This is a genomic window from Erwinia sp. QL-Z3 (assembly GCF_004551645.1).
Lineage (GTDB): Bacteria > Pseudomonadota > Gammaproteobacteria > Enterobacterales > Enterobacteriaceae > Erwinia > Erwinia billingiae.
The window spans coordinates 4,898,642-4,920,012 of record NZ_CP037950.1 but is presented as its reverse complement, the minus strand read 5'-3'; the positions used below and the strand labels follow the sequence as shown (position 1 = coordinate 4,920,012).

The 21,371-nt window shown below is 54.0% G+C and carries 26 protein-coding genes; 13 read left to right on the top strand and 13 right to left on the bottom strand.

The genetic code is table 11. The annotated features are described in order from the left end of the window. Positions 1-13: 13 nt before the first annotated feature. A complete protein-coding gene (locus E2F51_RS23725; protein ID WP_134824787.1) occupies positions 14-1,252 on the bottom strand; it encodes a DUF1479 domain-containing protein in 1,239 nt (412 codons plus the stop codon). A 107-nt stretch (positions 1,253-1,359) separates the two neighbouring features. Here E2F51_RS23725 and E2F51_RS23720 point away from each other — a divergent pair, with 107 nt between their 5' ends. Both E2F51_RS23720 and alaC read left to right on the top strand, forming a co-directional pair. Further along, entirely contained in the window at positions 1,360-1,887 is a 528-nt protein-coding gene (locus tag E2F51_RS23720; protein ID WP_013203263.1) for a GNAT family N-acetyltransferase, read from the top strand. 118 nt (positions 1,888-2,005) lie between these two features. Further along, positions 2,006-3,241 (top strand): alanine transaminase, encoded by a 1,236-nt coding sequence (gene alaC / locus E2F51_RS23715; protein WP_134824786.1) that lies wholly within the window; start codon positions 2,006-2,008, stop codon positions 3,239-3,241. Between the two features lie 51 nt (positions 3,242-3,292). Here alaC and ypdK read toward each other — a convergent pair whose 3' ends face one another. The 3 genes from ypdK to E2F51_RS23700 form a co-directional block, all read right to left on the bottom strand. Beyond that, positions 3,293-3,364: a membrane protein YpdK gene (ypdK, locus tag E2F51_RS23710; RefSeq protein WP_105760737.1), complete on the bottom strand. Its 72-nt coding sequence runs from the start codon at positions 3,362-3,364 to the stop codon at positions 3,293-3,295. Positions 3,365-3,551: 187 nt separating this feature from the next. Beyond that, entirely contained in the window at positions 3,552-4,580 is a 1,029-nt protein-coding gene (locus E2F51_RS23705; RefSeq protein ID WP_134824785.1) for an HlyD family secretion protein, read from the bottom strand. A 4-nt stretch (positions 4,581-4,584) separates the two neighbouring features. Continuing rightward, the gene (locus tag E2F51_RS23700; protein ID WP_134824784.1) at positions 4,585-6,186 is read right to left on the bottom strand and encodes an MFS transporter; all 1,602 of its coding nucleotides are present in this window, start codon (positions 6,184-6,186) and stop codon (positions 4,585-4,587) included. Positions 6,187-6,352: 166 nt separating this feature from the next. Here E2F51_RS23700 and E2F51_RS23695 point away from each other — a divergent pair, with 166 nt between their 5' ends. The 4 genes from E2F51_RS23695 to E2F51_RS23680 all read left to right on the top strand — a co-directional run bounded on the left by E2F51_RS23695 (position 6,353) and on the right by E2F51_RS23680 (position 8,997). Beyond that, positions 6,353-7,135, top strand: a complete 783-nt coding sequence (locus tag E2F51_RS23695) for an IclR family transcriptional regulator (protein WP_134824783.1) — start codon at positions 6,353-6,355, stop codon at positions 7,133-7,135. 12 nt (positions 7,136-7,147) lie between these two features. Next, entirely contained in the window at positions 7,148-7,600 is a 453-nt protein-coding gene (locus E2F51_RS23690; RefSeq protein ID WP_134824782.1) for a universal stress protein, read from the top strand. 52 nt (positions 7,601-7,652) lie between these two features. Then, a complete protein-coding gene (locus E2F51_RS23685; RefSeq protein ID WP_134824781.1) occupies positions 7,653-8,459 on the top strand; it encodes a hypothetical protein in 807 nt (268 codons plus the stop codon). A 250-nt stretch (positions 8,460-8,709) separates the two neighbouring features. Next, the gene (locus tag E2F51_RS23680; protein WP_013203256.1) at positions 8,710-8,997 is read left to right on the top strand and encodes a hypothetical protein; all 288 of its coding nucleotides are present in this window, start codon (positions 8,710-8,712) and stop codon (positions 8,995-8,997) included. A gap of 119 nt (positions 8,998-9,116) precedes the next feature. On the opposite strand, the gene E2F51_RS23930 is transcribed toward E2F51_RS23680, so the two are convergent. Continuing rightward, positions 9,117-9,278, bottom strand: coding sequence for a hypothetical protein (locus tag E2F51_RS23930; protein ID WP_013203255.1), 162 nt, complete (start codon positions 9,276-9,278; stop codon positions 9,117-9,119). Between the two features lie 296 nt (positions 9,279-9,574). Between E2F51_RS23930 and E2F51_RS23675 the strand changes: the two genes are divergently transcribed. Then, entirely contained in the window at positions 9,575-10,456 is an 882-nt protein-coding gene (locus E2F51_RS23675; protein WP_053144385.1) for an SMP-30/gluconolactonase/LRE family protein, read from the top strand. Positions 10,457-10,512: 56 nt separating this feature from the next. Here E2F51_RS23675 and E2F51_RS23670 read toward each other — a convergent pair whose 3' ends face one another. Together E2F51_RS23670 and E2F51_RS23665 are read right to left on the bottom strand one after the other, a co-directional pair. Further along, positions 10,513-11,739: an MFS transporter gene (locus E2F51_RS23670; RefSeq protein WP_134824780.1), complete on the bottom strand. Its 1,227-nt coding sequence runs from the start codon at positions 11,737-11,739 to the stop codon at positions 10,513-10,515. A 191-nt stretch (positions 11,740-11,930) separates the two neighbouring features. Continuing rightward, entirely contained in the window at positions 11,931-13,181 is a 1,251-nt protein-coding gene (locus E2F51_RS23665; protein ID WP_013203252.1) for a mechanosensitive ion channel family protein, read from the bottom strand. Between the two features lie 328 nt (positions 13,182-13,509). Between E2F51_RS23665 and E2F51_RS23660 the strand changes: the two genes are divergently transcribed. Then, the gene (locus E2F51_RS23660; protein WP_134824779.1) at positions 13,510-15,444 is read left to right on the top strand and encodes a methyl-accepting chemotaxis protein; all 1,935 of its coding nucleotides are present in this window, start codon (positions 13,510-13,512) and stop codon (positions 15,442-15,444) included. A gap of 52 nt (positions 15,445-15,496) precedes the next feature. On the opposite strand, the gene E2F51_RS23655 is transcribed toward E2F51_RS23660, so the two are convergent. After that, complete coding sequence (locus E2F51_RS23655) at positions 15,497-15,709, bottom strand: hypothetical protein (protein ID WP_013203249.1); 213 nt, start codon at positions 15,707-15,709, stop codon at positions 15,497-15,499. Positions 15,710-15,823: 114 nt separating this feature from the next. Then, positions 15,824-16,144, bottom strand: coding sequence for a hypothetical protein (locus E2F51_RS23650; RefSeq protein WP_245174161.1), 321 nt, complete (start codon positions 16,142-16,144; stop codon positions 15,824-15,826). A 274-nt stretch (positions 16,145-16,418) separates the two neighbouring features. On the opposite strand from E2F51_RS23650, the gene E2F51_RS23645 reads away from it, so the two are divergent. The 4 genes from E2F51_RS23645 to E2F51_RS23630 all read left to right on the top strand — a co-directional run bounded on the left by E2F51_RS23645 (position 16,419) and on the right by E2F51_RS23630 (position 18,465). Continuing rightward, the gene (locus E2F51_RS23645; protein WP_167738430.1) at positions 16,419-16,826 is read left to right on the top strand and encodes a hypothetical protein; all 408 of its coding nucleotides are present in this window, start codon (positions 16,419-16,421) and stop codon (positions 16,824-16,826) included. 150 nt (positions 16,827-16,976) lie between these two features. Beyond that, complete coding sequence (locus E2F51_RS23640) at positions 16,977-17,318, top strand: hypothetical protein (protein ID WP_134824778.1); 342 nt, start codon at positions 16,977-16,979, stop codon at positions 17,316-17,318. 24 nt (positions 17,319-17,342) lie between these two features. After that, entirely contained in the window at positions 17,343-17,639 is a 297-nt protein-coding gene (locus tag E2F51_RS23635) for a hypothetical protein (RefSeq protein ID WP_013203245.1), read from the top strand. Between the two features lie 112 nt (positions 17,640-17,751). Beyond that, the gene (locus E2F51_RS23630) at positions 17,752-18,465 is read left to right on the top strand and encodes a YoaK family protein (RefSeq protein ID WP_134824777.1); all 714 of its coding nucleotides are present in this window, start codon (positions 17,752-17,754) and stop codon (positions 18,463-18,465) included. Between the two features lie 524 nt (positions 18,466-18,989). On the opposite strand, the gene E2F51_RS23620 is transcribed toward E2F51_RS23630, so the two are convergent. From E2F51_RS23620 to E2F51_RS23925, 4 genes are all read right to left on the bottom strand, one after another. Further along, positions 18,990-19,244, bottom strand: a complete 255-nt coding sequence (locus E2F51_RS23620; RefSeq protein ID WP_134824775.1) for a hypothetical protein — start codon at positions 19,242-19,244, stop codon at positions 18,990-18,992. Then, entirely contained in the window at positions 19,241-19,867 is a 627-nt protein-coding gene (locus tag E2F51_RS23615; RefSeq protein WP_134824774.1) for a hypothetical protein, read from the bottom strand. The genes E2F51_RS23620 and E2F51_RS23615 overlap by 4 nt, the downstream gene beginning before the upstream one ends. Beyond that, the gene (locus E2F51_RS23610) at positions 19,864-20,088 is read right to left on the bottom strand and encodes a hypothetical protein (RefSeq protein ID WP_134824773.1); all 225 of its coding nucleotides are present in this window, start codon (positions 20,086-20,088) and stop codon (positions 19,864-19,866) included. Before E2F51_RS23610 ends, E2F51_RS23615 begins: the two co-directional genes overlap by 4 nt. A 293-nt stretch (positions 20,089-20,381) precedes the next feature. Beyond that, positions 20,382-20,555, bottom strand: a complete 174-nt coding sequence (locus tag E2F51_RS23925) for a hypothetical protein (protein WP_167738429.1) — start codon at positions 20,553-20,555, stop codon at positions 20,382-20,384. A 124-nt stretch (positions 20,556-20,679) separates the two neighbouring features. On the opposite strand from E2F51_RS23925, the gene E2F51_RS23600 reads away from it, so the two are divergent. Further along, positions 20,680-21,363 carry an SOS response-associated peptidase family protein gene (locus E2F51_RS23600; RefSeq protein ID WP_134824772.1) on the top strand — a complete coding sequence of 228 codons (684 nt, stop codon included), beginning with the start codon at positions 20,680-20,682 and terminating at the stop codon, positions 21,361-21,363. The last annotated feature ends 8 nt before the right edge of the window (positions 21,364-21,371 follow it).

Here is a 21,371-nt window from a genome sequence, read left to right as displayed (position 1 = left end):
AATTTCGGATGGGCTATTTCATCTGGGATTTGCCCAGTTCGGTCAATTCGGCTTCCGTTGCGCGGCCGACAAAGTCCACTTCGAAATCATCGGCGGCAAAGTCCGGCGGCGAGCGGCCCTCGATAAAGGCTGGCCACTGACGCTGCAGGTAGGCTTCATTTTTCGCACACCAGGGCGCGGCAGAAATGTACATCACGTTGCTGTCGAAATCGCCCTGATGTTCATTCTCAACCGAATGGATCACATCGCAGTGCCAGAATACGGTATCGCCGGCTTCCATATCGGGAATTGCGGAAATCCCAGTCAGCAAAAGGGGATGCCATTTTTCACTGATCGAGAGTGCACGGCCCGGCGCCGCGCCACAGAGATCGTCTTCCGGCACATCATCCTGGACGGCACGCAACAGGATCCACGCCATCACGTTTGCTACCGGCAGCAGGTTCAGCGTACCGCCGTGTTTGCGCTGCGGCGAAAGCGCCGTCCAGCCCTGAAAGGTGCGGAACATTGAGCATACGGCCGGTGACGCAAATTCACGCACCTCGGTACGCATTTCTCCATCGAATGGGTTATATTGCTGCCAGTTGCCGCTGAAAACGTGACGGTAAACGTGGCGGAAATTCTCATCCAGCCAGCGTTCAAGCGAGCCGCCATCAATGTGCGGCGACAGGCCAAGTGACCCCGAGTTCGGTGGCCGTCGACGCGTGCGATCGGCATAGCTGACGATGCGCGCAGGGTCGAAATGCTGCTTGCCGTGACTTTCGGTTTGCCACAGCGTATTCAGGAATACCTGTACCGCGTTCATCCGCGCGTGCTGGCGGGCTTCAACCTGCGGCTTCGACCAGTAGATGCCGTAAATCTGCGGTTTACCCTGTTTGAGATCGCCAAAATAGTTGTCTTCCGCCGCATGCTTAAGGCGCTCGACAAAGTTATTACGGTCAAGGTAGTTACCGACTTCCTGATTCCAGGCCTCGGCCTGTTCCTGGGGCAAAACCCCGTGGATGACGCAACAGCCACGTTGCAGGATCTGCGCTTTTTGCTGGCGGGTGACGCGGTGCTGAAGTATATCCTCGGCATCCAGCTGCGGCACGGGATTTTCACCGCGTTGCTGTTGCGCATTCAGTTCGGCAATTTGCTGGCGGATGTTGGCATCAACTTCAGCAAATACGTCTGCATAGTTCGGCAGTGCCTTGCGCAGCTGACGTTTAATATCCGCAACGGCCTGCGGGATGTTATCAATGTTGAGGGAAGACATGGCGATTCTCCTGTAACACTCTCGTTATGGTTATGTAGGGTTGATGTGAATTACAGCGCTTAAAAGCGGCTAAGTTTGTGCGAGACTTCCCCTTTTGTGAGGGCACTATGCATCTGTTTACCGAACGGCTGGAGCTGAAAGGGTTAAAGCCGGAAGACTGGCAACTTTTCCATCGGGTACATACCGATAAAACCAGCATGGAATTTATCAGCGCCGTGCCGCAGCTGGCCGATATCCGCCAGCGTTTTCACGATCGTCTGGCCCCGTGGCAGGTCACCAGTTTTCATATGCTGTGCCTGACCGTCCGCTTGAAAAGCAGCGGTGAGATCCTTGGGCTGATTGGCGCCAACGCCGAGTGGGCACCGTATCGCCAGGCCGAAGTGGGCTATTCCTTCCTCAACGAGCACTTTGGCCGTGGCTATGGCAGCGAGGCATTAGGCGCGCTGGCGGGCTATCTTTTCGAACACTGTGAGTTTCATAAACTTAAGGCGCAGGTGGTGGAAGGCAACTGGGCCTCGCGGCGGGTGCTGGAGAAAAATGGTTTTATCCTTGAAGGCACCCTACGGGATAATTATCTGTTACGCGGGCAATGGGTGAACGATTGGGTGTTTGGAAAGCTGAAAAGCGACGCCTGAAAATATTTTATCTCGCCTCTCGACAGGGCAGCGGACTCTACGTTATGTTCGTTGTTCGACCAGTTTCTGGTCAGCGTCGCTCGGATGGTCCGGGCGCTAACGTAAATCAGAGGTATCTATGGCTGACAACAGCTCACCACGCCGTTTTTCCCGCATTGAACGTCTTCCCCCTTACGTGTTTAACATCACGGCCGAACTGAAAATGGCCGCACGCCGTCGTGGCGAAGACATCATCGATTTTAGTATGGGCAACCCCGATGGCCCTACGCCGCCGCATATCGTGGAAAAACTCTGTGCTGTCGCTCAGCGTGACGATACTCACGGCTACTCTACCTCGCGCGGTATTCCGCGCCTGCGTCGGGCCATTTCACACTGGTATAAAGACCGCTATCAGGTGGATATCGATCCCGAGTCTGAAGCGATTGTCACCATCGGCTCAAAAGAGGGCCTGGCGCATCTGATGCTGGCCACGCTGGATCACGGTGATACCGTGCTGGTGCCGAACCCAAGCTATCCGATTCATATTTACGGTGCGGTGATTGCCGGCGCGCAGGTGCGTTCCGTGCCGCTGGTGGCGGGCGTCGACTTCTTTACCGAGCTGGAGCGGGCGATCCGTGAAAGCTATCCAAAGCCGAAAATGATGATCCTCGGCTTCCCGTCTAACCCAACCGCGCAGTGCGTTGAGTTAGATTTCTTCGAGCGCGTGATTGCGCTGGCGAAGCAATACAACATTCTGGTGATCCCCGATTTGGCCTATGCCGACATCGTCTATGACGGCTGGAAAGCCCCGTCGATTATGGAAGTGCCGGGCGCGCGGGATGTCGCCGTTGAGTTCTTCACCCTGTCGAAAAGCTACAACATGGCCGGCTGGCGTATTGGCTTTATGGTTGGCAACAAAGAGCTGGTGGCGGCACTGGCGCGAATCAAAAGCTATCACGATTACGGCACCTTTACTCCGCTTCAGGTCGCCGCCATTGCAGCGCTGGAAGGCGATCAGCAATGCGTGAAGGACATTGCCGAGCAGTATAAACGTCGTCGTGATGTGCTGGTGAAGGGGCTGCATGAAGCGGGCTGGATGGTCGAAATCCCGAAAGCCTCGATGTACGTCTGGGCGAAAATCCCCGATCATTACGCACAGATGGGCTCGCTGGAGTTCGCCAAGCATATGCTGCAGGAAGCCAAGGTTTGCGTCTCGCCGGGCATTGGCTTTGGTGATTACGGTGATACCCACGTGCGCTTTGCGCTGATTGAAAACAGCGACCGTATTCGTCAGGCGGTGAGAGGCATTAAATCGATGTTCCGCGCGGACGGCATTTTGCCGGGCGCAACGAAGCTGAACGAAGAAGAAGCGTAAGGACTGGGGTCAGGCCGTGTGGCCTGACCCGCTTAATCAGCCCTGGCAGGGTTAAACCATCAGATAGAAGGTGCCAACCCAAAGTAGCAGGATAAAAGAGATCCCCATCAAAGCATATTTCACCGCAAAACTCCTCTGAGCGCCTACGTCTGGGGCGATCCCGGGCCTGCGTAACGCGAACAGATACGATACGGCAGACAGTTACGCCCTACCGTATCAGGTAGCCATAAGAAGCTTATGGCAGGATCGTTCGCTAATTTACCCGCTCTGTTCCGCAAAATAAAGCCGATTGTGCTATGAATCACTGGTATCACGGCGTCTCGATGGACGGGATCACCGACATCCCAACCCGCAAACGCGCCACATCGGCCTGGCCCGGTTCAAACACAATCTTCACCGGCAGGCGTTGCACCACCTTGGTGTAGTTACCCGTGGCATTATCAGCCGTGATCGCCGCGAAGGTGGAACCGGTGGCCGGAGCAATACTGTCGACATGCCCGCGTAACGTCACGCCCGGCAGCGCATCAACCTCAACGGAAACCGGCTGGCCTGGCTTGACGTCGGTCAGCTGAGTTTCGAGGAAATTCGCCACAACGTAGGTCTGGTGCAAGGGAACCACCGCCAGCAGGCGGGTTCCGGCGGCCACCCACGCGCCCTGACGGACCGAGCGTTGTCCTACTGAGCCATCAATCGGCGCCGTAATGGTGGTGTACGACAGGTTCAGGCGCGCCTGATCGACACTGGCGGTTGACGCGGCGATATCGGCTTCAGCCTGTTTGATACTGGCCTGCAAAATACCCACCTGCTTGCGTGAGGCGAGGGCGGCGGCCTGACTCTGACGCAGCTGGGCCGAGGCTTCACGCATTGAGGCATTGGTTTTCTGCTGCTCGTCGGCGGTGGTGGTGCCGCTTTTTAGCAGGCGGCGATAACGCTCGGCATTCTGTCCGGCATAGTTCAGCGTTGCTTCGCTGGAGCTGACCGCCGCATCATTCTGCGCAATGGTCGCCTGCTGCTGATCGAGCTGCGCCTGAACGCTGGTGAGCTTGGCCTGGCTGACCTGCAGGTTGGCTTCTGCGGTTTCCAGCGCGACGCGATAATCGCGGTCATCGATGGTCGCCAGCAGGGCACCGGCCTTAACCGCCTGGTTATCGCTGACGTTAACGGTGCGGATATACCCCGACACTTTTGGCGCAACCAGCGTGTAGTCCGCGGTCACCACGGCGTCATCGGTGCGTGACTGGTGGCGATTCATTGCTGACCAGACAAAAAACACGATGCCCAGCAGGATCGCTAGCAGCAGCACTAACATTAAGGTTCTTTTGGCAGGTGTGAAGCTCATATTATTATCTCGTTGCTTTTGCGGCTTGTTGTAAAAGGGTTTGCGGCGGATAAACACGCTTGGGTAGCCAGACGGTCAACAGCACCATCAGCAGGGCAAAACCAATGATCAGCAGATAGGCATCGCTGATGCTAAGGATCACCGCCTGATGCTTGAGCAGCGTGGCGAAGTGGCTCAGATTTTCTGTTGAGCTGGCGCTGCCATCCGGCAATAACGGCGTCAGGCTGCTGGCACTGGCAGAGGTGTCCGCGGTCATCAGCCACGGACGATTGCCCAGGTTATCGACCAGCGTATGCGAGTGAAACTTCTCGCGGTGGGTCAGGAAATTCTCCACCAGACAGCTGGCCGCCACGCTGGAAAAACCGCGCACGGTGTTAAACATGGCCGAGGCAAAAGGCCCTTCCGGTGGCAGAACCACGCTGGTGGCGCTCATCAATACCGGCAGGATCAGCATCGGCTGGGCAAAGGCTTTCAGCAGTTGGATCAGCCAGAAGTTCTGTCGCGCCCAGTCGTCAGTCAGCTGCATGCCCATCAGGCAGGAGATGATCATTAATGCCGCGCCGCAGGCCAGCATCCAGCGGCAGTCTATCCAGCGCCGGTTGAGTAACGCCGCCATAAAGGGCGCAATGATCAGCTGTGGCAAAGCGATGGTCAGGGCCAGCGGCGCAAACTGCACCGTACGGAATCCACTGACCTGACCGAAGTACCCCGACGGCAGAGCAGAGCCGGACAGCGACACCATCAGCACGCCCGCCAGCACCAGCAAGCCATGGGTCAGATTCCGGCGCTCCAGCATCTGCAACTTAAACAGCGGCAGCGGGTGATACCACTCGTTGATAAAGAAGACGATCAGCAAGGCAAAGGCGCTGAGCATCATCCCGCTAATCAGCGGTGAGGCAAACCAGTCAAGGCGTTCGCCCTGGCTCAGCGACAGGATTAACAGCGCAATACCGCTGGTGCCGGTCAACATGCCGAACAAATCGATCTGTTTAAAACGCTCAAAGCGGGTGGGATCCTGCGGAATTCCCCAGCCAATTAACAGGTTGGCGATCAGGATCAGCGGGATCACCTGCCAGAAGACGAACTGCCAGCCGACCGAATCGGTCCAGAACGCCGCCAGCGACGCGGCAATGTTGGGGCCGAAGGTGGCGGTTAAGGCATAGGCAGCCAGTCCATAAAGCTTGATCGGCGGCGGCAGAAAACGCAGTGCCACGGTCATCAGCATCGGCGGCAGCGCGCCACCAAAAATCCCCTGGATCACGCGTAACGCGATAAATAAAGAAGGCGTGGGTGCGAAAGGCTGCAATAAACCCACCAGCGCAAAGCCGGTTGCGACGGTCAGGGTAAAGCGCCGCAGGGAAAACGTCACCGCAAACCAGGGAGCGATCATCATCGCGGCGACTTCTGCCGCCTGATACACCGAGGTGATCCAGCTGGCCTGGTCATAGCTGAAGCCAATGGCTGCCCGCACATCGGCCAGCGCCAGGTCGGTGACGCGGTCGTTTAATCCTGAGGTCAACGCAGCGATCAGTACACCCACCAGTCCCAACGCCAGACGCAGAGTAAACGGGTGGGGAGCAGGCGGCGCTGCTGGTTGAGCAGTCATAGCAGGGGCTCCGTCAGGAAGGAAATAAATTACGATGCACTGTATTGCATTGTGGTACATTTGCCGCAGAGTTTACAGTGTGAATGGGTGTATTGCAATGCGATACAGCCTGCCTGGAACGGTAAATAAGTGCTAAAGTATCGTCATCAAGCAAGGAGCAACGCGTATGTCTGACCCTATTACACAGCGTGAGGATGAGCGCACTGGGGGGATCCAGGTGATCTCTCGTGCGGCGAAAATATTGGATGCGTTGGGCAACCGTCCCGACGGCATGAGCCTGGGCGAAATCGCCCAGGCGGTGGATTTACCCCGTTCGACCGTGCAACGCATCGTCGCGGCGCTGGATTCGGTGCAGCTGGTGCGCAGTTCCGGCGCAGGCGGCGTCCGGCTTGGGCCGGCATTGCTTCGGCTCATTGCCACGCTGCATACCGACGTGGTGGCGATTGCTCAACCCTGGCTGCAGGCGCTGTGCGATGCCACCGGTGAAACGGTTTCTCTGGCGCGTGCCAGCGGATTGCAGTTGGCGATCGTGCATTATGTGGTGGCCGATCGTGAGCTGCGCGTGGTTCCGCGCATCGGCCTGAATCTGCCGTTGTACAGCACCTCCGGTGGCAAAGCGCTGCTGGCGCTGGACAGCGATGAACAGGCTCGCGCCGTCGTCGGCGATGCCTATGAAGCCATTACCGATCTGACCGTTAAGGCGTTTCCTGAACTGATTGAACGCCTTAAGGAGATCCGCCGCACGGGTCTTTCTTACGATCGGGGCGAGACGCTGGAAGGGATCTCCACGATGGCGGTGGCGATCGATACAATTCTGGGCCGTTTTTCCATCAGCTTGCTGGTTCCGTCTACCCGTTTTCAGAAGCATGAGGCGCTCTACCGTACAGAGATCCTTAAATGCAAAGAGGCGCTGGTGGATGAGATAGGCAAAGCGGCCTTACGTGACTGACAGGAGAGGGAAATGAAAACGCTTTTAGTCGCTGTTGATAATTCCGCTATAGCCCGCAAGGTGGTGGCACTGGCCACTGAACAGGCGCAGGCTTTGCAGGCCAACGTTGTGGTGCTGTGCTGTATCGATGCCAGCTATGCCAGCACCACCGGCACCTACCTTATCGAGGCCGGGGAAGACCCGAATGATTTCGGTTGCGCGCTGGATGAGCAAAACACCGCTGAAGCCGCGGTGCGTCAGGCACTGGCGGAACTGCAGCGCGCCGGCATCGCCTCCACCGGGCGTGTGGTGGCCGGTGAGTCTGCGGAAACCATCGTCGCGCAGGCCAACGAACTCTCTGCTGCGATGATCATTATGGGCCGCCGTCATCTTTCCTCTTTTAACCGTCTGCTGAAGGGCTCTGTCAGTGCTGCCGTGATCGAGCGCGCCAGCTGCCCGGTGCTGGGGGATGTTCGGCTAGATTAACTCCGCCTATTGGGCCGCGCATCGCGGCCCGCCTCTACAGGTATTTACTGTCATGTCCCAGGCTACACTCATCTCCTTAATTAGCGGCCTGCTGGTCGTTTTATTTCTCGCGTGGTTGTCAAAGCGGGGTTCCCTCAGTAAAGCCAAAGCGGTTTTACTGGCCTTTGTGCTGCTGTTTGCCGGTAACCTTTATTACTTTGGTTTTGTGGCACCGCAACAGCAGCAGGAAGCCCGTCTGGCTGCGGCAGAGCAACGTCTGGCGACGCTGCCGGTCTACCGCACCATCAAAGATCAGCAGCCGGCACTTTACCAGACGTTGGATCAGGAATTTATTCGCGCCTTACGTGAAGGCAACAGCGAGCAACAGGCGCTGGAACGGTTACGTCCGATGCTGTCAGACCTGCTGAATCAGCGCATCAGCTATGCCGGCGATCGGCAACTGCATGATTATATGGCCGTAGCGCTGGAAGAAATGAAAGTCATCAGGCAGAAGGACAGTGCACTCTGTTTCAAATACCTTTTCCCTCAGGTGGAAGGTGGCGTTAACACCGCAGAAATATTACCCAAGGCGCTGATCGACAAAGAGATGGCCAGCATTGATGATTTCCTGCTGCACAGCCACGGCGCACAGCAGCAGGTCGATGTGGCGAAGGGCCGTGCCGCTCTGCAAACCATCGTGCGTTCGCTATACGGCAAGTGGGGCAGCGATCTGCAAACGCTTAACTCCCCGGCCGAAGCGGGTTCTGATAAAGGTAAACTCTGCGATATGACCATTGACCTTTATCAGTCGGTTCTGGCACTTCCGGTTAATAATTCTGCAGACGTTTTACGTATTATTCTCGACGGTAACGCGAATTAAGCGCAAAAAAAAGCCCGCTCGCCGCGGGCATAACACATTGTTATTGTAAGTCATTCATGGTGTTGGCAGACATTAAAATATGTCTGTACGGATAATCGCATCCCTTTCCAGATAGCGCCAGACGGCTTCCTGAATCGATTCAATTGGTAAAACAATGCATTTGCACGGTAAAGAAACTGCAAATGCGGGATTTTCCGATGGCGTCAAGAAAGTCGGCTGTTATCATGCCGCACCGAACGAAGGAGCTAAAATGAAGAAGTTAGTGACTGGCGCCGTTGCGCTGGCTGTATTTGTATTAGCCGGTTGTACTTCCAGCAAGCCAGGGGCATTTGAAAAAGTTGATGAAGATCCTGCGGTAAATACTGTGCAGTATCGTTTTAATCCGTCCACCGTCAATAAGATGGCGATGCAAGAGGATGTGGAACGCTACTGTACAGAACGCGGGTTTGATAAAGTGGAACCGATTAAACCGCAGGAAAGTCGGGTGCCTGGATTAATGAACGCCTGGTATCAGTGTAATTACAGCATTAAAAGCTAAAACGAAAAAAGGGCGGGGAAAATTCCCGCCCAATATTTTTTTCAACGATCTTATTATATTGCCGTGTGCAGGCTTTGCCCGCTTGAGGATGAGTTTCCTCACCCTCTTAGAATTTCTGCTTACCAGCCCCGATGCGGGCCATTTCCGTGGTGATAGCCGCCATGATACCCGTTATGATAACCGCCGCCGTGATGTCCGCCACGATATCCATCATGCACGATACAACCGTTCAACATCAGCATTACGCCCAGAACCGAGACAACTTTAATGAGTTTTTTCATTGTGAATGCTCCTTCACTTTTTCAATGACTACAACTTTACTTGAGAAAAGTGGAGGAATAATGCCGGTTGTGTAGAGTTATTTAATCAGGTATTTCCAGATATTTCAAATTTGTGTTTAATAATTGCGGCATAATATTCATAAATAAGATAAGACCTAAAATAAGCCGTTTCCATCCGGAATGCTCTTAATTTATCGCCAGCGGCGAATAAACCTTAATACGAATCAATTTCACCTCAGGCCGCCACCGACATCAAATATGCAGTAGACTTAGGGCAGACTGACTAAGGAGAAACTATGAGTTATCAGGTAGAAAACGTGCTGTCGGCGCAGGCGGAACTGGGTGAGTGTCCGGTCTGGTCTGTCAGGGAACAGGTCCTCTATTTTGTCGATATTCTGGCGCCTGCTTTGCACCGGTTCGATCCACAGAGTGGTAAGCATCAGGTTTTCCCGGTAGCTGAGGACATTGGCTGCTTTGGCCTGAATGCTCAGGGTGGATTTGTTGCCGCATTACGCAGCGGCGTCTGCATGCTGGATGATCACGGGCAGATTACTCAGCGCATCGCGCCAAATCCGGGTGATGCGGAACGCAGCCGTTTTAATGATGGCCGCGTCGATCGCCACGGTCGTTTCTGGTGTGGCAGCCTGTGGGAACCGCAGGATCGCAACGGCGGCAAGCTGTGCCGTCTGGACGAACACCTGACGCTGACGGTGCAGGCTGAAGATATCAAAATCTCCAACGGGCTGGCTTTCTCACCAGACAGTCGCTGGATGTATCAAACCGATACGCCAAACGGCGTGCTCTGGCGTTATCCGATGGATGAACAGGGCGAAATCGGTCCACGCGAAGTGCTGCAACGCTTTGTGCAGGAAGAGGGCGGTTTGCCTGATGGTGCCGCCGTCGACAGTGAAGGCTTCTACTGGGCGGCAATGTTTGATGGTTCCCGGGTGATCCGTCTCGATCCCGCTGATGGACGCATTGTGGATGAGATCCCGTTGCCGGTTCGCTGGCCGACCATGGTGGCATTCGGCGGGGAGGATCTGAAGACGCTGTATATCACCAGTTCACGCGAAGACCGCACGGCAGAAGAGCTGGCGCGCTATCCTCAGTCAGGCGATGTGTTTGCGGTAAGAGTGGCGGTGGCGGGAATTGCCGAGCCGCTGTTTCAGGCGAAATAATCCGGGAAGGGATATATCTACAGTGTATGAATGGGGCGAATTATCTCCCCATTTTTTTACGCGTGCTGCAGCGCCTTTTTCTCTTCTTCCGCACGGTGCGGTAAGCGAATGGTGGCAGACATAATCAGCGAAATCACCAGCAGGGCCATAATCAGGCTGAAGGTGATGGTGAAGCCGCCAAACAGCGAAGCAATCAACGACCCCAATACGCTACCGATACCAAAGCCCAGATAAATCAGCCCGTAGTTTTTGGTCAGATTGTTCAGGCCGAAGAAGTCGCTGACCAGCGAGGGGTAAACGGTAATGGTGCCGCCAAAGCTGAAGGCCACGCAGGCGATAGAGATAAAGAAGGTGGTTTCATTCATCTGGGTAAACAGCAGGATGCTCATGCCCGCCAGCGAGACCACCTGCGCCAGGGTAATCACCCGGATACGGGCCATCTTGTCGGACATCACGCCGAGGATCAGTCGTCCACTCAGGTTAGCAATGGCGATAATGGTCACCGCATTGGCCGCCGTTTGCGTCGACAGATGCACCAGGCCTTCGCCAATATCTTTTGCCACGCCAATCACATACAGGCCGCTCATACAGGCGGTCAGAAACATCAATGCCAGCATCCAGTACTGCGGCAAACGCACCGCTTCGGCCAGAGAGAAATCGCGGGCTTTACTGTGACTGCCCTGCGCTGCGGCAGATTGTTTCGGCGCTTCCTTCATAAACAGTGCGCCGGTGACAATCAGCGCCATCGCCAGCAGACCCCAAATCAGGAAGGTATTTTCCAGGCTGTAGACGCTGAGCAGGTAGCCGCAGATAAATTTAAAACCGAGGCTGCCCAGCCCGTAAGCCCCAATGGCACAGGCGGAAATCAGCCCTTTGCGTTCCGGGAACCACTTCACACAGTTCGACAGGGTCATCAGATAGCCGGCGCCATCCGCCAGTCCCACCAGCACGCCCGCGCTCAGATACAGCATAAATAGGTTGCTGGAGTGCGCCGTCAGATAAAAACCAATCGCCATCAACACGCCCGCACCGATGGTGACGTTGCGCACGCCAAAACGCTCCTGCAGCTTGCCGGCCAGGGAAGAAGCAATCGCCAGCCCCAGGCTCAGCAAGCCAAAGGAGAACGCCACCTGGCTAACCGGGGCATCCAGCTTATGCGACAACTGACCATTAAACAGGCTCCAGGTATAAACGGAGCCCAGCGCGAACTGGGTAATGATGGTGCCGAACAGGGTTAACCAGCGGGTACGGTTAACGCTTGTGCTGACGGGCTGTGTGCTCATGGAAAGCTCCCGGGGGAAAGTTTAAGAGAATGAGCAGATGATAAGCCGGGACTTCGCGCGCGGGGAGAATAGGGCATGAACTGCCGTCAGAGCGGAATGAAATGCCTGTTAGCGGGTATGAATGGCATGGCGAAATACACAGCGGGCGTTGGCGGACGGGCTTTTCAGCATCCCGTCCGCCGGTTCAGCCCTTATTCCGCGGGGGAAAAGCGCATATTGCGCATATCATTGCCGGTCGGCGTCTGGTGCACGCGCAGGCCGAATTCAGGCAGCAGCGCAAAGATGTGGTCAAAGATATCTGACTGGATCTTTTCGTACTCCAGCCAGACCGTGGTGTTGGTGAAGACATAAATCTCAATCGGCAGGCCTTCAGAACCCGGCGCCAGCTGGCGAACCATCAGCGTCATATCTTTGTGGATCTGGGGATGAGACTTCAACCAGGCTTCGAGCCAGGCGCGGAAGGTGCCAATATTGGTCATATGCCGGCCATTCAGTGGCGTGGTGAGATCGCAGCCCAGGCTGGCATTGTGGTTAGCGACTTCAGCGACCTTGCCGTCGAGATACGGCGTCAGCAGCTGCGCGCGATTCATCCGGGCGATCTCTTCATCTGACAGAAAATGAATGCTGGTGGCATCAATATTCAGGCTGCGCTTGATGCGGCGGCCACCGGATTCGGACATGCCGCGCCAGTTCTTAAACGAGTCGGAAATCAGCGCGTAGGTCGGGATGGTGGTGATGGTTTTGTCCCAGTTGCGTACTTTCACCGTGGTCAGCCCGATATCAATCACGTCGCCATCCGCGCCGTATTTTGGCATATCCAGCCAGTCACCCATTTTCAGCATATTGTTGGCCGAAAGCTGAATGCCGGCGACCAGGCCGAGGATCGGATCCTTAAACACCAGCATCAGTACGGCGGTCATCGCACCCAGACCGGTCAACAGCACCAGCGGGGATTTGCCAATCAGTAGCGAGATCACCATCAGCCCAATCAACAGGGTGGCGATCAGTTTGATGCTCTGAAAAATGCCGCGTAACGGCAGCTGGCCGGCAAAGCTGCTGTTATCGGAGAGCTCCAGCAGGACGTCCAGCAGCGAGTAAAGGATCAGCAGGGTGAAGATCATCAGCCAGACCTGACTGGCGATCATCAGCACGGAGTAAATCGGCTCGTCGCCCTTCAGGAACACCTCAAGCTGGATTTGCAGCAGCACGCCCTGCATCAGCAGCGCGAAACGGCTGAACAGCTTTTTATCAATGATGGATTTTGGCCACAGGTGTGAGGATCGGTCGGCAAACCGACGCAGGAATGGCAGCACCGCGCGGTGCAGTAAGCCATGCACAATCAATGAGATGATGGCAATCAGGGCGATGATGGCGAAGAGCGCAATCAGGGGCGCGTAGGGCAGGTCGAAGGCGGTCAGCCATCCGGTTATCAAAAGTTGCATGTGGCTATTATCCCTTCAGGTGAAGCTGTCCAGAGTGCAGTTTCAGTCAAAAAAATATCGTTCAGGCGGGCCTTTGGGTTCATGCGAACCCCAGCCTCCCGGCCTTTGACAGCGCAGACGTTCCGCTGCCAGCCGTTATTATCAATTAAGCGCGGCGATGAATGAAGGGTAAATCCGATCCTTTACCTGCGCTGACATACTCTGTTTAAGGTTTTCTCACGGCAGGCCGATAACCCGAGGATGTGATGGTTAACAATCACGCTGTGTCATCTCTTACGCCACCCTTTCTCTCAGTTATCACGACTTCTTTACTATGAAGGAAATCACTATGCCGGGGATCCCAGTTCGTCTGTCAGGGAAATTGACACTAGGTGGCATTTCGATGCTGCTACTCATCACATTAATTGTTTATCTTGCCATCTCGCTGCGCGGCCAACCGAGGGTGATCGAAGCCAGTAACAGTCTGATCCAGCAGACCGGCGAAAACATTGTCGGCCAGCTGAATCAGCAGTTGATCCGCATTGAAGGCGAAGTCGTCAGCATGGCGCGTCTGGCGGAAGTGCTGCCCCATCAGGACGATTTATTCAAGAGCGTGCTGCCGCAGATTATCGACAGCAAAGGTGACAAAAGCATTGCCGGTGGCGGCATCTGGCCGGAACCGAATGCCTTTACCGAGGGGGTTGCCCGTCGCAGCTTCTTCTGGTCACGCGGCGCCAACGGCACGCTGGATTACTCCGACGGCTACAACGATCCTGCCGGTGCGGGTTACCACAATGAAAGTTGGTACACCTCAACTAAAGCGGCATCGCGCAGCAAGTGTAACTGGTCCGAAGTGTACCAGGACCCGGTTTCCAACGTGAATATGGTCACCTGTAGCGTGCCTTACAGCGCGGGCGACAGGTTTGCCGGCGTGGCAACCTTTGACGTGCTTTTGGATAACCTGTCTGGCTTTATGGCCAAGAATGGCAACCTGACCGGCGGCTATGCCTTCGCGTTGGACCAGTCCGGTAACGTGCTGTATTTCCCCGGCAGTAAAGACAAAGCGTTGAAGAAATTCAGCGCGCTGGCGGATGAGCAGAAGTGGCTGGCGCCGGTGGTAAAAGGCCTTGCGACGGCAGCCCATCAGCCGGGAACCACCACGCTGAATAATTTGCAGGATGATTACCTGCATACCCGTGCTCAGGTCACGCTGTTTAAGATGCCGGATACCGGCTGGGTGATCGGCCTGGTCACGCCGGAAGCAAACGTGACCGCGTTGGCCAGAAATATCATGCAGGATATCTTCGTGGTGCTGATCCCGGCGCTGCTGGTTCTGCTGGCGGGTGCCTGGTTGTTTGCACGCGGGCTGACCACGCGTCTTGAATCCACGCGTGCCGCGCTGGATGAGATTGCCAATGGCGATGGGGATTTAACCCGCCGTCTGGATGCTTCCGGCAAGGATGAGATCGCGGAAATTGCCGTATCGTTTAACCAGTTTGTCGACAAGATCGCCGGGGTTATCACTAATGTGCAGGCCAGCGGCATCAACGTGGCTGCCAATGCCACCTTCCTGGCAGAGGGCAATCAGGCCCTGTCGGCGAAGATTGGCGATCAGGCCGCTGCATTGGAGCAGAGTGCCGCTGCGATGGAGCAGCTCAACGCCACCGTGCAGCAGAATGCCGAGAACACCCGGCTGGCAGATGCCTTCACCGAGCAGACGGCGCAGATTGCCCGCAGCAGCAGCGAAGTAATGCATAAAGTGATTGATACCATGGCGACCATCAAAACCTCTTCCAGCCGCGTCGGCGAGATCCTGAGTGTGATTGATGGCATTGCTTTCCAGACCAATATTCTGGCGCTGAACGCTGCGGTTGAAGCCGCCAGGGCCGGTGAGCAGGGCCGTGGATTTGCGGTAGTGGCCGCCGAAGTCCGCGCGCTGGCACAGCGAAGCGCTAATGCGGCGCAGGAGATCAAAACCTTGATCAGCCAGTCGGATACCACGGTGCTGGCAGGCAGTAAACTGGTGGAAGGTGCAGGCGAACAGCTGGAAGGTTTGGTGAACGACGTGCTGAAAGTGAAGCAGGTTGTTGGTGAAATCCGCGTTGCGGGCGATGAGCAGAGTAAAGGCATTGGTGAAGTGACGCTGGCCGTCTCGCAGATGGAGCGCAGCATTCAGCAAAACCTGCTGTTGGTCAATCAGACCGCGGAAAACACCCAGGCACTACGGGCAGAGGCTTCACAGCTGGCTCAGGACATCTCGTCGTTTAAGGTGGCTACCTCGTAACGGCCGGACGTTAATGCAAAACCCCGGTCCAGATGCTGGACCGAGGTTTTTATTACTTCTGAATATAGCTGCGGATAGCGTCAGCAATCGCTTTATTCGCGTGGCGATCGTCGCGATGTTCCGCGTCCTCGGCCACTTTCATCAGGTATTTATTCAGTTTGCCGCCGGTTGGCACGTTGCCATAGGCAATCAGCATCTGCACGATATGCCTGAGGGCAACGACTTCAACGGTGAGGCGTTCAACGATAGGATCTTTTTCTGACATAGGGTACTCCGCCATGATTCGGTATGTATTTCCCACCAGCTTAGGGGCAGGGAGCAAAAATCAATCAATGGAATACACCGGCATAACGGTGGCTAATCAAATCGGGCGAACGCATCAGGACAGGTGCAATACCGCACCGGGCATTTTCAGGAAGTTAAACAGGTCGGCCGCAGCGCAATGGGAAAGATCTTTCTGCACGGTGGCATTGCTGTAATTCATCAGGGTGATTCTTTTTAACTGATGCCAGACCAGAATAGCCGATACCGCCAGCGAACAGGTTTCCTCACTCTGCTTGCAGAGCAAAGTGTAATGCCACTCTTCATCGAGTTCATTTGAGAAGAACTGCATCGACTCGGCTGGGATCAGCGCTTTGAGGTCGGGCAGCAAAACATCACTCACACGGTGGGCCATACGCAGGGTAAAAGTGGCAGGCATTCAGTGCATCTCCTTATTCAGATGACTGGAGTTTACCCTGTTAATTTGTCTTAATGCGACGTTTTTTAAAATATTATTGAATGAGAATTAATTAATTCAATTCAGGTCGCGCTTTTTTCACTTCAAAGGGGATAATGGTAAATATAATTATTGATTAACAACATGGCCAGGCGTTAATATATCGACCCTCAACATAATACTCTTGCAGATAACCTTATTTTTATCTGGCCGTTTTGCGTGCTTTCAGGAAATTCGTTAATAAAAGGGCAGGGAAATGAAAAAGTTGGTTTTGGCCTTAGCAGTGTTAACTTTGGCAGGCTGTGCAAGGCCTTATGGTCCTGCAGATAAAATTTTTGATAATCAGATTGTTACCCCATCTTCATCCGGTCAGCAGACCAAGGTCACCATCACCCGGCAGAAGCAGTTTATTGGCAGCATGAGTGGTGGGATATGTAGGTTTGTTATTACCGTTGATAATACTGAAGTGGCTTTATTGCGTCAGAACCAATTTGTGACGACCTATTTGAAAAACGGGCCGCATAAATTACGCGTCAGTAACGATTGTAGTGTGCTGACGATGGGAATGAGAAAAACGTTGGATATTACCGCAGACGGTACCGATCAGGAATATGTCGCCGAGGTGGGTTTCTGGGGACAATATCGCATGTGGCGCACCAAATAGAATTTCAACACCAGGGCGACAGATCTCTTTCGCCCTATCATCAGTTATACTGACGGCCTGAACGGTAAAGTATGCATTGCAGTGATGCACACTTTACCCTGGTTAGCAGGTCCACTTCCTGCCTCCGCTTCAACAGGTCATGCCTCCGTTATGATAAAAACATCCCTGCTTCTCTCCACGCTAATGCTGTGCCTGTCACCGGCAATGGCGGCAATGCAATGCGGTCCTTTTCATTTAGATCGCCACCAGGACGGTAGCGTTTACGTCAATAACACCAAGCCCAGCCAGCAGAAAGTCACTTTTACCGGTGATAAAGGGGATTACGATAATGTGAAAATCCATCTGCGGGTTAAGAATACCAAGGCACCGGGTATGCTGGATATGGACCAGGCTGTTCAGCACGGCAAGGCGACATTGAACGTGCAGGTGGTGCGAACCAGCGCCAGCCAGATCCGCATCAGCGGTTCCTACGACTGTGAAAAAGTCGGATAGCCCTTCAGTTTGACGAGAACATAGATGAGAAAAATACTGACTGTGTTGGCCATTGTTCTGTTTCTTTCCGGCTGCACCTCTTCAACCGGCAAGGATTTCGATGACGCCAAGCTGAGCAAAATCCAGTACGGCCAAACCAGCCGCCAGGATCTGATTTCGCTGTTCGGCCAGCCGACCACGGAAACACCATACCCGGAGAATCATCTGCTGATGATGTGGAGCTACAGCCAGGCGAAAGCCGGCAGTACCACTGAAGGCAAAACGCTAACGGTGCAACTCGATGGCGGCAAGGTTAAAAGCTACACGGTGAGTAAGACCTGAGGGAAGGGGAATAAAGCAATGGTGTCATCTGCAGATACCCTGGCTGCTCATCTTGTCACTGATGAAAAATGAGCGGATCATGTGTCTACCCCAGGTGAACACGGCAGGTTCCATGTTAATCAGCACTGAGAATTCGCGAAGTCATGTAGCAGATACACAACTTGCTTGTACGCTCGCCGCCGTTGCCGGAGCCCTGAACACCGCAGCATTTGAAGCTGTCGGTTTTTTCTCTGCCAACATGACGGGAAACGTCTCTTCACTGTCAGATCATCTGGCGAAGGCAAACCTGGCACCAGCCATTTTCTTTCTTTCGATTGTTAGCATTTTCATTGCCGGTTCTGCATTCTCGACAATTGTTATCAATTCAGGTCGCAGAAAGAAAATGCGTACGGTGTACGCCATTAATATTTTTATTGAGGGTGTCGGGCTTGTCGTGCTCGGTATTGTTGAGACCTATCTCACGCCAGTTTCCCCCGGCGTGTTACTTATCTTAAGCCTGAGCTTTTTAATGGGCTTACAAAATGCTGTCGTCACGCGAATATCTAACGCGCGTGTAAGAACAACGCATGTATCAGGCACATCTACGGATATCGGTATAGAGCTGGCCTTGCTCTTCGATGTGCTCAGGCGAAAGGAATCACCTAAGGACGCTCCGCTTTATCTTGAGAGACTCAGGCTGCACTCATTCACCTTGCTGTCATTTCTGGCTGGTGGGATCGCAGGAATAGGGTTGTTCCATTCGCTTGGATATGCGTTCCTGATACTGATAGGTGTTGGTCTGATATTTCTGGCGCTGCATAACATGCTAAAGAGGCATAAAAATTAATAATAACATTTCATCGCCTGCCTCTTTTCCGCTCAGGTAAACGGCTAAAAAAACAATGCGTAAAATGATTTAAGGGAATGGTTGATTGACTTGGGATCTGCGAACTAAAACGGAGGGTGGCGAACGGTCAGATGGTGTCCCCTGCAGACAGCATACTCATCATGCAGGGGGTTGAGTAGGAAGGATAAATTCGAGTGTGGAAATAATTATGCCCGCAGTTATGCCCGCAAAGTTTCAATTGGACTGGTTATCGGGGTTCAGATACTGGCTCTTCCAGTTTTGATAATCGCGATACGGCCAACGAGAGCAGCGGCCTAATTTTGTTGGGGGAGAGAGTTTCCCGGCTTTGATTTGAGAGTAGAAGTATTTTGGTGTGAAACCAGAATCGCTGACCATGAACTTCATGTCAACAAGAGAGTCCTCTCGGAGCTCGCGCATAGTAGGGTACCTCGTTCAGAGTATTTTGAATATCGCCCAGGCGGCGATCACGAATGCTATTGCGATGAGAATGTGGGGAAGGGTGATCACGTTGCCTGTTGTTTTAATTTCTCGATAATCTCATCCGGGTCTGCTGCTGTTTCTGCGCAGCACTGATAAAAATCATCTTCGTTCTCATCCGTCAGCAAAGTGATCGCTTGCGCCTCTTCCTGACTGAGTTGGTATTGTCGAATATCGTCGAAAGCTACGTAGCAAAGGCGACCTCCCAGTATATCAGTCTGCGAACCTATTGCTGGCTCCTTGCCATCTTCGTACTCAACGACAAATGTGTACCGGCTCATCTCATCTCCTTGGCCACTTCGCGCTCTGCTAGGATTTTTTCCTTTTGCTCATCGTCCAGTATGTCGTCAGACACAATCGCCACACGGTCACTTCCGCCCCATGAGACAGGCTCGCTTTCCTTGATGGCCTTGTTAAGGGAATCAGCAGCATCAAGCACTGCCTGCGGGAGAGAGTAACAATCGCCACCATCAGGGATAATTTCTTCGCAATGCTGCTCAACGTCGAAATATGGAGGGTAGTTCGGTTCACAAACCATCAGTTTTAGCTCGCTTGGCAGCACTGAATTTTCCCAGCAGTAATCAGCCAATGTCTCAATATCAAAGAAATACTGGTCGTCATCAAATATAACCAGCGGCTCACCCGCCCAGACCACACGCTCCATTTCAGCAAACTTTGCCTGACGACTTTCGCGGTGACACTCTTCGCAGTAACCGTGTGTGCTGTGGACTGGATGCTCATCTGGTTTGTTTTTACACTTGCGATGCGTTGCTCCGCACCAACGCGCCTGGTTCTCATCGTTACCCCAATAGCGGCCTTGACGGTCTACCCAGCCGGTGATGGTTTGAATACTGGCCGCCTCGGGCGAATCCATTAAAACGATTTTTTCAGACTGCTCTTTCATGTTCTGGTTTCCTTATCCACCACGCGCACGTAATAGGTAAGCCACAGGCGTGCTGAGAACTTACCTGGCGGCAGCGCGGTGATTTGTTTAGTGTGTTTGTCTAACAGAAGGGTGGTAATGCGATCGTGCTCTGACTTGGGTTTGCCGGTGATGGCCTTGAGGATTTCAGCTCGACACTTGCGGGCTACTGACCTAAACGCGTTTTCCTGTGCTGGCGACATAGCACATCCTCACGCTACACGGCGCTGCTTGGCTGCCCACTGATTAAGCTCATCATCTTTCCTGCACTCCGGGCAGCAGTAGCTCGCACCCTGCTGAGATTGCTCTCCACAATCTCCATTGCGGCAAATGGGTGACGGTGGTTCCGGCTTCTTCCTGTTAGCCAAAGCAATAGTCCTTTCCAGTTCTTCAAGCTCAGACGCCTGGTCGGTTATGTCTGCATGCATGGGGATTTCTCCAATTTTTGGCAATAAAAAACCGCCTCGGTGGGCGGTCTCTAACACATTCGCGTCTTTTAGAAATCTGGCAGCTCGCGGCGAGCTTTAGCCAGCGCTTTGTCCATGCGGTCAAGCGAAGCGGAGGGTGGTAAGATTCCACGCTCTTGGCATATTTCTTTAATGATTCCCTGAGCCAAAACCAACTCCTCAAATAGGGTTGCTACCAGCTCTCGCTTTTCTTCATTTGTCATTTTATGGCCTAACCTTTATGTTTAGCTGATGAATTTTAATCCATTATCGCGCCTATCGGTGAACCTCGCCACACTCAAGCTGAACAAATCTACCGCCTAAACTATCCTTAAGATGGAGGTGCCTATGTGCGGACGATTCACGCAGTACAGAACACGCGAAGAATACCTGAAAGAGTTTGCCGACGAAGTAGAGCGGGAGATTGCTTACGACCCTGAACCGATCGGCCGGTATAACGTGGCGCCCGGCACTAATGTCCTGCTGCTAAACCAGCGAGATGATTCCATTCATCTTGATCCAGTTCACTGGGGCTATGGGCCCGAGTGGTGGGACAAAGCACCACTGATCAATGCCAGGGTAGAGACCGCCGCCTCCGGCCGCATGTTCAAGCCTTTGTGGAATCACGGGCGCGCTATCGTTATGGCTGACGGCTGGTATGAGTGGAAGCGTGACGGCAGCAAGAAGCAACCTTACTTCATCTACCACAAATCCGGTAAGCCCATCTTCTTCGCCGCTATCGGCAAAGCTCCCTACGACAAGCAGAACGAGAACGAAGGCTTTGTGATTGTCACTGCCGCCAGCGATAAAGGCTTGGTCGATATCCATGACCGCCGGCCGCTGGTTCTGAGCACATCCGCTGTGCTGGACTGGCTCAATCCCGACACTACTTCTGAAGAGGCGCAGGATATCGCCAAGGAGCAGTCCATACCCTCAGATGAATTCACCTGGCATCCGGTATCGAAGTCAGTGGGCAGCGTGAAGAATCAGGGGAGTGAGCTGGTCGAGGAGATTGATGATCCGTTGCTGTGAGTGAAGCG